The sequence below is a fragment of the Rhodopseudomonas palustris genome, assembly GCF_003031265.1.
In the GTDB taxonomy this organism is placed as follows: Bacteria; Pseudomonadota; Alphaproteobacteria; order Rhizobiales; family Xanthobacteraceae; genus Rhodopseudomonas; species Rhodopseudomonas palustris_H.
In genome coordinates this window covers 4,435,031-4,449,588 of the sequence record NZ_CP019966.1, presented here as the reverse complement: position 1 = coordinate 4,449,588, position 14,558 = coordinate 4,435,031, and the positions used below count along the sequence as shown (strand labels likewise).

General features: G+C 62.6%; 14 protein-coding genes. 2 read left to right on the top strand and 12 right to left on the bottom strand.

The genetic code is table 11. The annotated features are described in order from the left end of the window. The first annotated feature begins 125 nt into the window (after positions 1-125). Both RPPS3_RS20610 and RPPS3_RS24855 read left to right on the top strand, forming a co-directional pair. On the top strand, positions 126-332 hold the full coding sequence (locus RPPS3_RS20610) for a hypothetical protein (protein ID WP_107345729.1): 207 nt from the start codon (positions 126-128) through the stop codon (positions 330-332). Continuing rightward, positions 268-576: a glycosyltransferase gene (locus RPPS3_RS24855; protein WP_349626910.1), complete on the top strand. Its 309-nt coding sequence runs from the start codon at positions 268-270 to the stop codon at positions 574-576. Before RPPS3_RS20610 ends, RPPS3_RS24855 begins: the two co-directional genes overlap by 65 nt. On the opposite strand, the gene RPPS3_RS20605 is transcribed toward RPPS3_RS24855, so the two are convergent. From RPPS3_RS20605 to RPPS3_RS20545, 12 genes are all read right to left on the bottom strand, one after another. Further along, positions 566-1,514 (bottom strand): IS630 family transposase gene (locus RPPS3_RS20605; RefSeq protein WP_107344330.1). Its coding sequence is split into 2 segments (ribosomal slippage): positions 566-1,177 and positions 1,179-1,514, totalling 948 coding nucleotides; the frame shifts between segments, so codons are not numbered across the junction. The genes RPPS3_RS24855 and RPPS3_RS20605 overlap by 11 nt on opposite strands. A gap of 286 nt (positions 1,515-1,800) precedes the next feature. Further along, positions 1,801-2,739 carry an NAD-dependent epimerase/dehydratase family protein gene (locus RPPS3_RS20600; RefSeq protein WP_234820002.1) on the bottom strand — a complete coding sequence of 313 codons (939 nt, stop codon included), beginning with the start codon at positions 2,737-2,739 and terminating at the stop codon, positions 1,801-1,803. A gap of 117 nt (positions 2,740-2,856) precedes the next feature. Continuing rightward, positions 2,857-3,552, bottom strand: a complete 696-nt coding sequence (locus RPPS3_RS20595; protein ID WP_107346706.1) for a sugar phosphate nucleotidyltransferase — start codon at positions 3,550-3,552, stop codon at positions 2,857-2,859. After that, positions 3,549-4,532 carry a transketolase family protein gene (locus RPPS3_RS20590; RefSeq protein ID WP_199852158.1) on the bottom strand — a complete coding sequence of 328 codons (984 nt, stop codon included), beginning with the start codon at positions 4,530-4,532 and terminating at the stop codon, positions 3,549-3,551. Before RPPS3_RS20590 ends, RPPS3_RS20595 begins: the two co-directional genes overlap by 4 nt. Next, entirely contained in the window at positions 4,529-5,377 is an 849-nt protein-coding gene (locus RPPS3_RS20585) for a transketolase (RefSeq protein ID WP_107345727.1), read from the bottom strand. The genes RPPS3_RS20590 and RPPS3_RS20585 overlap by 4 nt, the downstream gene beginning before the upstream one ends. A 58-nt stretch (positions 5,378-5,435) precedes the next feature. Then, the gene (locus tag RPPS3_RS20580; protein WP_107345726.1) at positions 5,436-6,431 is read right to left on the bottom strand and encodes a kinase; all 996 of its coding nucleotides are present in this window, start codon (positions 6,429-6,431) and stop codon (positions 5,436-5,438) included. Between the two features lie 383 nt (positions 6,432-6,814). After that, positions 6,815-7,657, bottom strand: coding sequence for an ABC transporter ATP-binding protein (locus RPPS3_RS20575; protein WP_107345725.1), 843 nt, complete (start codon positions 7,655-7,657; stop codon positions 6,815-6,817). A gap of 263 nt (positions 7,658-7,920) precedes the next feature. Continuing rightward, the gene (locus tag RPPS3_RS20570; protein ID WP_107345724.1) at positions 7,921-9,201 is read right to left on the bottom strand and encodes an ABC transporter substrate-binding protein; all 1,281 of its coding nucleotides are present in this window, start codon (positions 9,199-9,201) and stop codon (positions 7,921-7,923) included. Between the two features lie 57 nt (positions 9,202-9,258). Continuing rightward, positions 9,259-10,332, bottom strand: a complete 1,074-nt coding sequence (locus tag RPPS3_RS20565) for a branched-chain amino acid ABC transporter permease (RefSeq protein ID WP_107345723.1) — start codon at positions 10,330-10,332, stop codon at positions 9,259-9,261. A 163-nt stretch (positions 10,333-10,495) separates the two neighbouring features. Next, a complete protein-coding gene (locus RPPS3_RS20560; RefSeq protein ID WP_107346705.1) occupies positions 10,496-11,389 on the bottom strand; it encodes a branched-chain amino acid ABC transporter permease in 894 nt (297 codons plus the stop codon). Positions 11,390-11,603: 214 nt separating this feature from the next. Beyond that, on the bottom strand, positions 11,604-13,535 hold the full coding sequence (locus RPPS3_RS20550; protein WP_107345721.1) for a long-chain fatty acid--CoA ligase: 1,932 nt from the start codon (positions 13,533-13,535) through the stop codon (positions 11,604-11,606). Continuing rightward, positions 13,532-14,359, bottom strand: coding sequence for an ABC transporter ATP-binding protein (locus RPPS3_RS20545; RefSeq protein WP_107345720.1), 828 nt, complete (start codon positions 14,357-14,359; stop codon positions 13,532-13,534). Before RPPS3_RS20545 ends, RPPS3_RS20550 begins: the two co-directional genes overlap by 4 nt. Positions 14,360-14,558: the final 199 nt, after the last annotated feature.

Here is a 14,558-nt window from a genome sequence, read left to right as displayed (position 1 = left end):
GTCAATTCGACGACGGTGGTTGCGGAGCCGGTCGACGAGTCCGCCGATCCGGCAGAAGGTTGGACTAATTCACAAACGGCGATATCCTGCCCGGACAAGCCGGCTCGTGCGGCGCTTGGGCGGCAATGGGGCTGGCTGCTGACAGCCAAGCCATCATGGTGGTCGCCAATCTGATTCCGTACAAGGGGCGCGCTGACCTGATCGATGGTCTCGGTCTAGTCAGAGACCCGCTGCCTGCCGACTGGCGGTTGGTTCTGATCGGTCGCGATGAAGGTCTGGGTGGGGCCGCGCTCGACGCCCGCGCCTCAGGCCTGGGGATTGGGACAGGCTGATCGGGATCGGCGAACGCAGCGATGCGGCGGCGCAGCTGGCCACGGCCTGCGATCTCGCGGTGATACCCTCGCATCAGGAGGGGGCTCAAACGCGTTGCTCGAAGGACTGGCCAGAGGCGTGTCGACGATCGCCTCTCTCTGCGGCAATGTCGACGCGGTCGAAGACGGTGTGACGGGGCTGCTCGTGCCCGCTGCATCGCCGGCCGTACTCGCGGCCGCCATCCTAGAGCGCTTCATGTTTTGATGGAAGCGTATCCTGCATTGATGAAGTAGCTGGCGCACTCGTCTGGGATGATGGTCCCGGTGAGGCGCCCGATGTGATCGCAAGCGGCGTCGATGGTTCGCTTCTGGGCGATGCGCATCCAGTGCTTGATCTTGGCGAAGACCTGCTCGATTGGGTTGAGGTCGGGTGAGTACGGCGGCAGGTACCAGAGCCTCGCACCGGCTTCTCGGATCATCCGCCGGACGGAGGGCGATTTGTGGCTTCCGAGATTGTCCATAACGACGATGTCGCCTGGCCGCAGCGCCCGAACGAGTTGCTGTTCGACATAGGCGCGGAAGCTCTCGCCGTTGATCGGCCCATCGAATACGCAAGGCGCAGTGAGCCGGTCACAGCGTAGCGCGCCCAGAAAGGTCAGCGTCCGCCAATGACCGTGCGGTGCAAACCCGCGGAGCCGCTCACCTTTGGGGCCCCAGCCGCGCAACGGGGCCATGTTGGTCTTGACCCAGGTCTCGTCGATGAACACCAGCCGGCTTGGATCGAGGCGATCCTGCAGGCTGCGCCACCGCTGCCGCCGCCATGCGACGTCGGCGCGGCCCTGCTCAAGGGCGAACAGCGTTTTTTTAGAAGCTCAGACCTTCGCGCTTGAGGAAGGTCCACACCGCATGGTGCGAGACCTTCACGCCGCGTGCAGCGAGTTCGTCCTTCAGGCCATGCAGCGTCAGATGTGGCGTTTGCCTAATCCGCTCCATGATGAACGCGCGATGCGGCAGCAAGATCGGCTTGCGGTGTCCGCCTATCTTGCCCGGCACCACCGATCCTGTCTCCAGATACAGCCGGTGCCACTTCACGACGGAAGACGGCGCGACGCCGAACCGCTGCGCGACAGCCCGGCAACTCTCGCCGGCCCGCATCGCCGCAACCGCTCGTTCACGAAGATCGTTCGAAAGAGGTCGGACCATCGAAGCTGGTCTCCGATCCAGCCAGCATCTTGAATCATAGACCGCCGACCAACGGAATCCCTTTCGATTCTATCTAGTGATGAACCGCTCTAGATCTGGCTCACGATCCTGAACGGCGGGGCGGCTCGGGCGCGCTGCACGCGAGGCGTGTGCGCAGAATTTGGCTTCGATACCATTGTCGACCACTACGAGTGGCTGTATCGGCGTCACGCCGGTGACCTGGATACTGTCCGGAGCACCGGACCTGTCGATCTGACTGAAATGTCGTCAAACCAACGCATGTCGCTCAGACGTTACCGTAACGTGAGTTCTTGATCATACGGAAGCCCTTGACGAGCTCCGCCAGACCTTGGTCGAGCGACACGGCTGGCTTGTAGCCGGTGGCCTCGATCTTCGCGTTGGACACAATGTAGTTGCGCTGATCCGGATCCTTTCCGACCGGAGCCTCGATATAGACAAAGCTTGGAACCAGTTTTTGGATGCGCTGACACAGCTCGAACTTCGAGATGTTCGCTTCCGATAGGCCGACGTTGTAGATCTGGCCCTTCATCGCCTCGAAATTTCCGATTCCGTGTAGGAACGCTCGCGCCACGTCGCGGACATGGATGTAGTTGCGCTTAAAGTGGCTTTCGAACAGCACCACGAAGCGGTCGTACACGGCGCGGTAGGCAAAGTCGTTGACGAGTAGGTCGATGCGCATCCGCGGTGACATGCCGAATACCGTCGCGAGCCGGAAGCTGATCGCATTGGGATGCTCCATCAGCTCCTTCTCGATGGCGACCTTGTCGATCGCGTATTTCGAGATTGGGTTCAGCGGCGATTCCTCGGTGCAGAAATTGTTCTCGTCGCCAGTCCCGTATGCGCTGTTGGTGGTCGGCATCAAAATGCGCTGGTCCTTGGATAGGTGCCGCAGCATCATCAATATCGCATCGTGGTTGATGGTTTGGGCACCGACGGGATCCTGGCTGCACAGTGGCGCGCCGACATAGGCCGCCAGCGGAATCACAACGTCCGCCTTCTTCAACAGCGACAGCAAAGTGCTCTCGATCCGGATATCGCCTTTCACCACGTCGAAGTCGGGATTGAAACAGACATGATTCAAACTCGTCTGCTGATACATAAAATCGTCCAGCACGGTCACCTTGTGGCCGGCGGCCAGTAGTTCAGGCACCATAATCGAGCCGAGATAGCCCGCTCCACCCGTCACCAAAATATTGTAGGACACGCTTGACTCCAATGATGTCGCCTCAGGATGGGGTCTGCATATCATCCATGCCGATGGTTCGCCACAGCCGAAGGCAGGTTGATTCGGCATTCCGAACGTCATCATTCCAAAGAAACGTCAGGGCAGAACGGTCTCCGCCCGCCGATAATCGTCGGGAATTCCGATATCGATAAAGCGCCCGCGGCTCTCCATACCAAACAGTTTCCGCCCTCTCTCGACCACGGCCGGCAGCAACTCGTACTCTAACGAAAGCTTTACGCCGGCGACGTAGGGAATAGCCCGAAGTGCGGCCGGGTCAATCAGATAGACACCGCCATTGGCAAGTTGCTCCGGCCCGCCGGCGCGCGGTGTGAGCGAACGGATGGCGCCGCCCGCGGCGACGTCCATGCCCATATAGCGCTGCGTGTCGGCCGTGCGGAACAAAGCGAAGGTCCAATCCGATCGCTGACGGCGATGCCAATCGGTAAGGGCCGACAATTCGACCTCGAAGAAGGTATCACCGTTCAGCACCAGAAACGGCGCGGACAATCCGGAGGCTCCCATCAGCAGACCGCCGCCCGTACCGAGCGGCTGTTCTTCGATCGCGTAGGCGACAGGCACACCGCGATAATCGTCACCGAAATGATCGATGATGCGCTCACGCATATGGCCCACCGAGAGCACGAACCGCTCAACCCCCTGGTTGATCCAGTAATCCATCAGATGCGACAGAAACGGCCGCCCGCGAACGCTAGCCATTGGCTTCGGCAGATCGGGCACCGCATCCCTGAGCCGTGTCCCCAATCCGCCGGCCAGAACGATGGCCGTGGTCACGACGCGCACCTCCCGTCCGGCAGCGTCTCTTGGAATGATTTGATTTGTTCGGTAACGGCGTTTGGTCCGATGCCGACCTGTTCATGGAGTTCGGCGCGGCTGCCAAGTTCGAAGCGGTAGCCGCCCTCGACACCGATGTTCAAGAGCCGGCCGGACAGGCCGCGCCGTGCGATGAACTCGAACAGCAGCGCGTCCATGCCGCCGCGGCCGCGGAAGCCTTCCTCCAGGCTGACCAGTCCGGCATAGCCGGACAGCTCTGCCGCCAGAGCATCGCAGTCGAATCGCGCCAGGTCGAACAGATCGATCACCCCGACGGCGTCCCCGGTCTCGGCCGCGAGTCGGTCGGCCGCCGCGAACGCGGTGTGCAGCATGTAGCCGGTCGCCACCAGGCATAGCCGCGCGCCGCGGCGGTGGACGTGGAAGCCGGCGCCGAGGTCCGGCGGGGTGTTGTACACTACGGGCAGAAGCTGAGCGTCGAACCGAAGATATTTCGGGCCCGGCGCTGATACGCAGTGATCGAACAGCGACGCCGCCGTGACGTGGTCCGCCGGCGACAGTACCTGCATGTTCGGCAGTGCCCGCATCAGCGTCAGGTCCTCGTAGCACTGGTGCGTCGGACCCGACACCACGTAGCTGTAGCCGGCCCCAACCCCGATCAGGTTGACGTTCATCGGCCGCACCGTTGACAGCAGCGCCAAGCTGACCCGGATTTGCTCGTAGCAGCGCATCGTGATGAATGGCGCGATTGCGTAGGCGAATAGCTTGTAGCCTTCCAGCGCCAGACCCGCCGACACGTTGATCAGCTGCTGCTCGGCGATCCCGACGTTGACGAAGCGCTGCGGATAGTCGCCGCGGATCCGGTCCAGCACCGGCGACCCGAAATCCGCGCAAGCGAAGAAGATCGCCTCGTCGTCCTCCATAGCGCGCCAGATCCGCTCCAGGAACGCGTCGCGCATCGCAATCGGTCTGGCGTCGCTCACGCGGTCGTCTCCAGCAGGCGGTCGAGCAACTCGCGCTTCGGTGTCAGGATATGCGACAGCGCCACGTTCTCAAGCCCCGGCACGCCGCGGCCCTTTACCGTGCGCGCCAGCAGCGCCTTCGGCCGGCCGTCGCGTACCACCTTCATCGCCAGTAGCGCCGCGCGCACCGCCTCGACGTCGTGGCCGTCGACCCGCGCGCAGCTCCAGCCGAACGCTGTCAACCGCGCCGCCAGATCGTCGTGGCTGACGATGTCGTCGGTGAAGCCAAGCATGCTGATGCGGTTGTCGTCGACGATCAGATGCAGATTGTCCAGCCCGTGCTGGGCCGCGAACATGATCGCCTCCCAGTTAGCACCCTCGTGCAGTTCGCCGTCGCCGGTGACGACGAACACGCTGCGCTCGGCGCCGCCGCCCCGTTGCAAGCCCAACGCCATGCCGCTCGCCACCCCGAGGCCGTGGCCGAGTGAGCCGTTCACCGTCTCGTAGCCGGGAATCACCGGATCGGGGATGCCGCCGAGAAAGCTGCCGGCCTGACAGATCCGCGACAGCTCCTCGACCGGGAAAAACCCCAGATCGGCCAGGATCGGATACATGCAGATCGAGCCGTGGCCCTTGCTGATCACGCAGCGGTCGCGCTCCGCCGCCAGCGGCCGCTTCGGGTCGAACGCCAGCACCCCACCGTAATACAGCGCCACGAAGATCTCGATCGAAGACAGCGACGACGCCAGACGCGTCTCCGGCGCCAGAAGGTTCAGCGCAAGCGTCTCGCGCCACACCCACCGCGCACGCGCAGGCAAGCCCGCCAGCGCGTTCCCGCCGATCCTGAGCCTCGTCTCAGTCGTCATCCCAGGACCACCCAACCTTCAATCCCAAAAAACCAAAAAAACCAAAACAAAAAACCTCTTACTCGAACCCGTGCGGCTGATAAAGCACGACTCGACTGCCAGCGGTCTCAAACTGGAAGGGAACGTGGACAAGTCGGTTCAGCCGGTTCCGGACGGCCTCTTGCCGCTCCGGCCTAGCGAACAGCAACATGAATCCGCCGCCGCCTGCGCCGAGCAACTTGCCGCCGGTCGCGCCGGCCGAACGCGCTGCTTCGTACAAATCATCGATGTCCGGCGTCGACACCCGGTCCGACAGCTGGCGCTTGTACTGCCAGCTTTCATCGAGCAGTTTGCCGAATTCATCTATCGGCCCGCTGCCTTGCAGAATGTTAGTCGCCTCGTCGACCATTCGGTGCATGCGTTTCAATTCGTCTTGACGTTTGTTCAGATTGGCGATTTTGGACTTGGCAACTTCGGAGGCGATGCGCGAGATGCCAGTAAAGCACAACATCAGATGCGACTGCAGATCGCGCTGTCGCTCAGGGTGGAGCACCATTGGCGATACGTCGATTGATCCGCTGCGACTAAAGTCGATCCGATTAAAGCCGCCATACGAAGCCGAAACCTGGTCCTGCGAGCCGACGTTCTCGCCTATCACGTTCTGCTCAATTTCGATCGCCTGTTGCGCCAACATTTCCTTGCTAGCCATCTGGCCGCGCAGGGCATAGAGCGCGTGGATCAACCCGACGGTAAAAGACGAACTGGAACCAAGGCCGGAGCGGGCGGGCAAATCACCATCGTGGTGAATCTCGATCCCGTCAACGACGTTGGCCCAGGTCAGCACTGCCCGCACGGCTGGATGCTCAATGTCGCGGGGCGATGCGACGTTCTCGATGCGTGAATATACAATCCGATGCTTGTGCTCAAAAAACGGCGGCAGACGACGACAACTGATGTAGCAATATTTGTCGATCGTCGTTGCAAGAACCGAGCCGCCATGATTGGTGTACCAGTCCGGGTAGTCGGTTCCCCCGCCAAAAAATGAAATGCGGAACGGGGTACGTGTGATAATCATAGGCTCTGTCGATCTCTGGTAGACGGCTGTTCTCGCCCAACATACCGCCGGATCAGATCCCGCTCGTTCTAGGATTCGCACGCAATCCCAGCTTCGACGCACCGGATCAATCTAAGCGATAATCATGGCGGTGCCAACCACACTAGTCGGCCTTGGCACTCAAGCTTCCGTTCTGGACGGCAAAGTGCAGTGTGTAGGCACATGGCGCATTACATGAGAATAGAGGAGAACACAACCCGGGGAGGATCTGAGACAGAACGATGTCTGACCCGGTGGGCTTTGAAAAACCCCGCAGTCTTAGCGAATCCGATGGCTTCTCCGGATCAATAATCGCTAGACGGCCTGCTTCTTGCCAATACACTCTTGCGCGGCGCCTTAACCCCTCATAACCACCTCTTCCTCCGCTTAAAGCTCTTCAAATTCTTGAAGCTCTTCCGTTGATCGCCGGTGCCACCGAGGTAGAATTCCTTGACGTCCTCGTTGTCGCGCAGCTCGTCGGCGGTGCCGTCGAGGACGACTTTGCCTTGTTCCATGATGTAGCCGTGGCTGGCGACGGAGAGGGCAGCGCGGGCGTTTTGTTCGACCAGGAGGATGGTGACGCCGAGGTCGCGGTTGATCTGCTGGATGATAGAGAACACCTCCTTCACCAGGAGGGGGGAGAGGCCCATTGAGGGCTCGTCCATCAGGATCATCTTGGGCCGGGCCATCAGGGCGCGACCGATCGCCAGCATCTGCTGTTCGCCGCCTGACAGGTAGCCGGCCAGCCCGGTGCGCTCTTTCAGCCGCGGGAAGTAGTTGTAGACCATCTCGATGTCGCGGCCGACCTCGCGGTCGCTGCGGGTGAAGGCGCCGAGCCTTAGGTTCTCCAGCGACGTCATGTCGGAGACGATGCGGCGACCCTCCATCACCTGGAAGATGCCGCGGCGGACGATCTTGTCCGGATCGGTGCCGTCGATTCGCATCCCGTCGAACATGATCTCGCCGCGGGTGACCTCGCCATCCTCGGTTTTCAACAGCCCCGAGATCGCCTTCAGCGTCGTCGATTTGCCGGCGCCATTGGCCCCCAGCAACGCCACGATCGCGCCGTGCGGTACGTCGAGGCTTAGCCCGCGTAACACCAGGATGACGTCGTCATAGACGACCTCGATGTTGCGGACGCTGAGAAGCGGGGCGGGAGCCGACGATGCGCCGGGCTGCGGACGGTGAAGTTCGGCGGCTTCGGTCATGGCGCAGGTCCTGCAGGAATGAGCGTCGTAATGTCGATCTGAGGCATGGGGGTGCCCACTCTCCGCCACCATCCCCCGCGAAAGCGGGGGGACCCAGTATTTCAGAGCGCTGGCTTCTTAAACGCGACGCTGCGGTGTACTGGATCCCCGCCTACGCGGGGATGACGGTGTTATTGGAGAGGCGCCGCGGCTCACAGCGGATGCGGCGCCTCGCTCTTGCATGCAACTACGGCAGGCAAGGTTTCAGCCGTATCCAAGCTGGCTCACCATCCGGCCCATTCCGGCTTGCGCGGCAGGTCGACGGTCTTGACCTTCTCGAGCTTGATGGTGCCCTTGGCGATCAGGTCCTTGAGGTCGCCGTCGGTCGCGCCCGACACCTTGGCGCGGTACAGGTCGATCTTCATGGTGCCGCGGTGGTCCTTGGCGGTCCAGGTCGACGGGTTGCAGACGCCTTCCATGCCGGCCGGCACCCAGTCGGCCTTCTGGTAGAATCCCTTGGCGACGTTCTCGCCGGTGGCGCCGCCGTTCTTGGCCGCCCACTCGATCGCCTCCTTCATGTACAGCGCCGAGCAGACTGCAGCGACGTAATGCACCGGGCGATAGACGTTGCCCGACGGATCGGAGATCTTCGAGATTTCCTCCACCGTCTTCATGCCGGGCGCGTTGCCCCCCCAGGCCACGGCGGTGCGCAGCGGGAAGATCACGCCGTCGGCGGCATCGCCGGCGGTCTTGGCGGCGTTCTCGTCCATGCCCCAAACGTTGCTCATGAACTGGACGTCGACGCCGGCCGCCTTGCAGGCCTTCATCACCGAGATGTTGGAGGCGGCCGTATTGCCGAGATAGGCGTAGTTGGCGCCCGAGCTCTTGAGGCTGAGGCACTGCGCCGAGTAGTCGCCCGGCGCGAGCGCAAACACCAGCGGCGGCAGCACTTCGAAGCCGAGCTCCTTGGCCATCGCCTCGCCGGCGGCTTTCGGGGCGTTGGGGTAGGGATGGTTCGCGCCCATGTGGACGAACTTCGGCGCGCCGGGCTTGCCCTTGGCCTTCCAATCTTCCGCCGCCCACATCAGCTCGGCGCGCAGCGCATCGGAGTAGGACGGGCCGTAGAAGAAATTGTAAGGGGCCGGCTTAGCCTTGCCGCTTGTGCCTTCGGGATCGGTCAGTGCGGCTGCGTAGGAGCCGGATAGGTCGGGGATCTTGTCGTTGGCGAGGAAGCCGGTGAGCGCCTCGGTGTCGGCGGTGCCCCAGCCCATGATCGCCGCGACCTTGTCGCCGCCCGACCATTTCTTGTACAGGGCGATCGCGCGCGGTACCTGGTAACCGTAGTCGTTGGTGTCGACGTTCAGCTGCTTGCCGGCGACGCCGCCGTTCTTGTTGACCCAGGCGAAGGTGTCGGCGACCGCCTGGCCATAGGGCGTGCCGACGTCCGAGGTGCCGCCCGAATAATCGGCGAGGTGGCCGATCGCGATCTGGGCCTGCGCGGTCGCGGAGGCGCCGGCGATCACCAGCGCCAGCGCGGCGCTGCTGAGCAGGGATTTCATCGTCATGGTGTTCTCCTCCAGTGTCGTTTTTATTGCCGTCTTGTGGTTCGTCCGTTCACGCGCTCAATGCGAGAATGGGTAGAGTTTCCAATACGCCTTGATCTGCCGCCAGCGATGCGCCAGCCCATCGGGCTCGAACACCAGAAACAGGATGATGATCAGGCCGATCGCGATTTCGCGCAGGAAGGTCAGGTTGTTGTTGAGCTCCAGCGCGCGGTCGATCGCGCTGCCTTTCAGGCCGCTGCTGAGCCATTCCATCGTCTCCGGCAGCAGCACCACGAAGGCGGTGCCCATCAGCGTTCCCGAGATCGAGCCGATGCCGCCGATGATGATCATCGCCAGGAACAGGATGGAGCGTTCGATGCCGAAGCCCTCGTTGGAGACGACGAGCTGGTAGTGCGCGTACAGCGCGCCGGCGATGCCGGCGAAGAACGCCGCGAGTGCGAACGACAGGGTGCGATATTTGGTGAGGTTGATGCCCATAATCTCGGCCGAGAGATAATGGTCGCGCACCGCCACCAGTGCGCGGCCGTCGCGGGTGCGCATCAGGTTGGTCACCAGGATGTAGCTGACCAGGAGATATGCCAGCACGACGTAGAAATACTGCTTGTCGCCCTGCAGGACGTAACCGAACAGCGAGAACGGATTGGCCATTGCCGGCACCGAGCCGCCGGAGAACCATTCGGCACGCGAGAAGAAGTCGATCAGGATGTACTGCGCCGCCAGCGTGGCGATGACGAGATACAGCCCCTTCAGCCGCGCCGCCGGCACGCCGAACACCAGCCCGACCAGCGCGGTGACGAGCCCGGCGAGCGGGATCGCGAAGAACACCGGGATCGGGAAGTGGTTGTTCAGATACGCCGAGGTATAGGCGCCGAGTAGGAAGAACGCGGCGTGGCCGATCGAAATCTGGCCGGTGAAGCCGACCAGGATGTTCAGCCCGAGCGCAGCGATGCCGAAGATGCCGATCTGGATCAGGATGCTGAGCCAATAGCCCGACAGCACCAGCGGCGCGAAGCACACCAGCACGACGCCCAGGATCGCCATGTTGCGGCTGGTCCTGGTCGGGAAGATTGTAGTGTCGGCGGCGTAGGAGGTGCGGAAATCGCCGGCGGGGATCAGGGAAGCATTCGCCATCGTTAGAGTCCTCCAGCCTTCCACATCATCCTTCGAGACGCCCGGTTTCGCCTTCCGGGCTGCACCGGGCTCCTCAGGATGAGGCCGCCCTCATGGTGAGGAGCGCGGCGGCACACCGCGCGTCTCGAACCATGAGCTGTTCTGTTTAGGCCCGCACCTAAGCTCATATGCGCTCGATGTCCTTGGTGCCGAACAGGCCGTAGGGCTTGATCATCAGGATGATGATCAGCACGTAGAACGGCGCGATTTCGTAGAGATTGCCCCAGTGCAGATATTCGCTGTCGACATACTGGGCGATGTTTTCCAAGAGGCCGATGATGATGCCGCCGAGCACGGCGCCGCCGATCGAGTCGAGACCGCCGAGGATCGCGGCTGGAAACACCTTGATGCCGTAGGCGGACAGGCCCGATGACACGCCGTTGACCACGGCGACCACGACGCCGGCGACCGCCGAGACGGTGGCCGAGATTGCCCAGGCCATTGCGAACACGCTCTTCACCGAAATGCCGAGCGACTGCGCGACCTGCTGGTTGAACGCGGTGGCGCGCATCGCGAGGCCGTATTTCGACACTTTGAAGAACCACGCCATGCCGATCATCATCGCGACCGAGACGACGAGGCTCATCACATAGACCGTCTGAATCTGTAGGCCGCCGATCGAGATCGATTGGGTCGTGAAGATCTGCGGGAAGGGCTGCGGGTTGACGCCGTAGATCCACTTCAGTGCCGCTTGGAACACGGTCGACAGCGCGATCGTCACCATGATCACCGAGATGATCGGCTCGCCGATCATCGGCCGCAGCACGATGATCTGCACCGCGATGCCGAAGATGAACATGAACACCAGCGTGATCGGCATGCCGACCCAGAACGGCAGCTGATATTTCGCCAGCAGCGTCCAGCATACCCAAGCGCCGATCAGCAGCAGTTCGCCCTGCGCGAAGTTGACCACCTGGGTGGCCTTGTAGATCAGCACGAAACTCATCGCGACCACGCCGTACAGCGTGCCGACCACGAGGCCGTTGACGAGGAGCTGGATCAGGAGGTGTGAGTTCATCTTCTTGCCTCCCACGTCATTGCCGGGCTTGACCCGGCAATCCATCTTCTTTGAACGATGGATGCGCGGGTCAAGCCCGCGCATGACGCCGTTAGATGACGATGCTTTTCCACGTCATGTCCGGGCTCGTCCCGGCCATCCACGTCTTGCCGCGGTCGCTGTTTATGGATGCCCGGGACAAGCCCCGGCATGACGGTGGCGGCGAGGGCGGGTGTCATTCCGCTGCCTCCGCATGGGCGTGGCCGCCGCCGAGGTCTACCACCTTCAGCGTCGTCCTGATCCGCTGGGTGGTGCCGTCCTGAAACTGAATAGTCGTGTCGACCGGGATGTCGCTCTTGCCGCCATAGATGCCGTCGATGATGTCGGCGTATTTGTCGTTGATCACGCTGCGGCGGACCTTGCGGGTGCGGGTTAGTTCGCCGTCATCGGCGTCGAGCTCTTTGTAGAGCAGCAGGAAGCGGGCGATCCGCTGCGCCGGCGGCAGGGTGGCGTTGACAGTCTCGACCTCGCGCCGCAGCAGCTCGTACACTTCGGGCCGGGAAGCCAAGTCCGAATAGGTGGTGAAGGCAATCCGCTTCTTCTCCGCCCATTTCGAGATGATCGAGTAGCGGATGCAGATCATCGCTGCCAGCATGTCGCGGCCGGCGCCGAGGATCACCGCTTCGGCGACGTAAGGCGAGAACTTCAGCTTGTTCTCGATGTATTGCGGCGAGAACCGCTCGCCGTGTGACAGCTCGGCGAGATCCTTGATGCGGTCGATGATGACGAGCTGGCCGGCGCCGTTGAAATAGCCGGCGTCGCCAGAATACATCCAGCCGTCTTTGAGGTCGGCGGTCGAGGCTTCCGGGTTTTTGTAGTAGCCGAGGAACATGTTGGGGTGGCGCACCACCACTTCGCCGATGCCCTGGACGTCCGGGTTCAGGACCTTGATCTCGATCTCGGCGCCCATCGGCACGCCGGTTGTGTCGGGATCAACCGCATCCGCCTTGTGCAGCGTATAGGCGCCGAGCAGTTCGGTCTGGCCATACAGCGTGCGCAGCGGCACGCCCATGGCGCGGAAGAACCGGAAAGTGTCGGGGCCGAGCGCGGCACCGCCGGTTGCGGCCGAGCGCAGCCGCGTGAAGCCGAGGCGGTCGCGCAGCGCGCGGAACAGTACCGCGTCGGCGAACGCCGAATGCTGACCCTGGTCGAGCGCGGCCAGGCCGGCCTTCATGCCGATGCCGTACAGCCGCTGCTTCAGCGGCGAAGCGTCCATCACCCGGGCGCGGACGTCGGCGGCGATGCCTTCCCAGACCCGCGGCGCGAACAACACGAAGGTCGGTGCGATCTCGCGGAAGTCGTTCATCATCGTGTCGGGCTCTTCGACGAAGTTGACCTTCATCCGGCACAGCAGCCCTTTGCCGAGCGCGTAAACCTGCTCCATGATCCAGGGCAGCGGCAGTACCGAGACGTATTCGTCGTCCGGTCCCTTCGGATCGAAGCTCAGATAAGTCGCGCAGTGTTTCAGCACGCGCCCGGACGCCAGCATCGCCAGCTTGGGATGCGCGGTGGTGCCCGAGGTGGTGCACAGGATCGCGACGTCCTCGCCCTGCGTGGCATCGACCAGCCGGTCGTACAGGCCCGGCTCGCGGATGGCACGATCGCGCCCCAGCTTGGCGAGCTGATCGGCCGGCAGCAGCCGCGGATCGTCGTATTTCCGCATCCCGCGCGGATCGGAATAGACGATGTGCTTCAGATGCGGCGCGCGGTCGGCGAGCCCGAGCAGTTTGTCGACCTGCTCCTCATCCTCGGCGAACACCAGCTTGGCCTCGCCGTAATTGAGCAGATAGTCGGCTTCCTCATCGAGCACGTCGCGGTACAGACCGAGGCTGAGGCCGCCGATCGCATGCGCGGCGATTTCGGCCGCGACCCAGTCGGGCCGGTTGTCGCCGATGATGCCGATCACGTCGCCGCGGCCGAGGCCGAGTTCGATCATGCCGAGCGCGAAGTCGTGCACGCGGGCCTGATAATCGGCCCAGGTGAACACCCGCCACAGCCCGAGATCCTTCTCGCGCAAGGCGATTTCGGCCCCGAATTCCTTTGCATTGAGCCGCAGCAGTTTCGGAAAGGTGTCGGCTGCCGCGACGCGGCCGGCATAGTCCATCATGCCACGCGCTCCGCCGCCGTCGGGTGGTCCGGCGCATCGTCAGGATCGACCAGCACCTCGTCCTCTTCGCCGAGATACGCGCGCTTGACGTGCGGATCGGCCAGCACTTCGGCCGGATCGCCCTCGGCGATCTTGCGGCCGAAATCCAGCACCACGACGCGGTTGGAGATGTCCATCACCACGCTCATGTCGTGTTCGATCATCACCACGGTCATGCCGAACTCTTCGTTGAGGTCGACGATGTAGCGGGCCATGTCCTCCTTCTCTTCGAAGTTCATGCCGGCCATCGGCTCGTCGAGCAGGATCAGCGTCGGCTCTAGCGCCATCGCACGGGCTAGCTCGACACGCTTGCGCAGGCCGTAGGACAGGGTGCCGGCGGTCGCCTTGCGCACCGACTGCAGGTCGAGAAAATCGATGATCTCTTCGACCTTCTGGCGGTGTGCGAGCTCCTCGCGGCGCGCGCCAAACCAGTATAGCGCGCCGGTCAGGAAGTTGTTTTTGAGGAGGTGGTGGCGCCCGACCATGATGTTGTCGAGCACACTCATGTGATGAAACAGCGCGAGATTCTGGAAGGTTCGACCGATGCCGAGCGACGCGCGGGCGTTCGGCTTCAGGCCGGTGATGTCGCGGCCATGGTAGAACAGTTGGCCTTCGCTCGGCTGGTAGCGGCCGGAAATGCAATTGACGACGGAGGTCTTGCCGGCGCCGTTCGGTCCAATGATCGAAAACAGCTCACCGTTATTCACGGCAAAGCTCACCTCGCTCAGCGCGCGGACGCCGCCAAAGCGCAAGGAGACATTGCGCACTTCCAATGCGTGTTCCAAGCCCGATTTCCTCCCGGACACCGGCCGGCGCGTTGTTCGCGCCTGATCCTCGTGCCGCAGCATTCTTTTGAGCCGCCTTCTGGGAGGCGTTGCTGTCATTTTGCCGAAGCGTAGCTTAGCCGGCCACCCGACGATATTCGACTATTTGAGTTTGGGAAGAGAGACTTGACGCAAGCCGCTGCGTAATCCCGTCTATCGT

Bases quoted from the DNA above. Each gene is read 5' to 3' on its own strand.
- RPPS3_RS20610 (WP_107345729.1), top strand. From the start codon at position 126: ATGGGGCTGGCTGCTGACAGCCAAGCCATCATGGTGGTCGCCAATCTG.
- RPPS3_RS24855 (WP_349626910.1), top strand. From the start codon at position 268: ATGAAGGTCTGGGTGGGGCCGCGCTCGACGCCCGCGCCTCAGGCCTGG.
- RPPS3_RS20585 (WP_107345727.1), bottom strand. From the start codon at position 5,377: ATGACGACTGAGACGAGGCTCAGGATCGGCGGGAACGCGCTGGCGGGC.
- RPPS3_RS20580 (WP_107345726.1), bottom strand. From the start codon at position 6,431: ATGATTATCACACGTACCCCGTTCCGCATTTCATTTTTTGGCGGGGGA.
- RPPS3_RS20575 (WP_107345725.1), bottom strand. From the start codon at position 7,657: ATGACCGAAGCCGCCGAACTTCACCGTCCGCAGCCCGGCGCATCGTCG.
- RPPS3_RS20570 (WP_107345724.1), bottom strand. From the start codon at position 9,201: ATGACGATGAAATCCCTGCTCAGCAGCGCCGCGCTGGCGCTGGTGATC.
- RPPS3_RS20565 (WP_107345723.1), bottom strand. From the start codon at position 10,332: ATGGCGAATGCTTCCCTGATCCCCGCCGGCGATTTCCGCACCTCCTAC.
- RPPS3_RS20560 (WP_107346705.1), bottom strand. From the start codon at position 11,389: ATGAACTCACACCTCCTGATCCAGCTCCTCGTCAACGGCCTCGTGGTC.
- RPPS3_RS20550 (WP_107345721.1), bottom strand. From the start codon at position 13,535: ATGATGGACTATGCCGGCCGCGTCGCGGCAGCCGACACCTTTCCGAAA.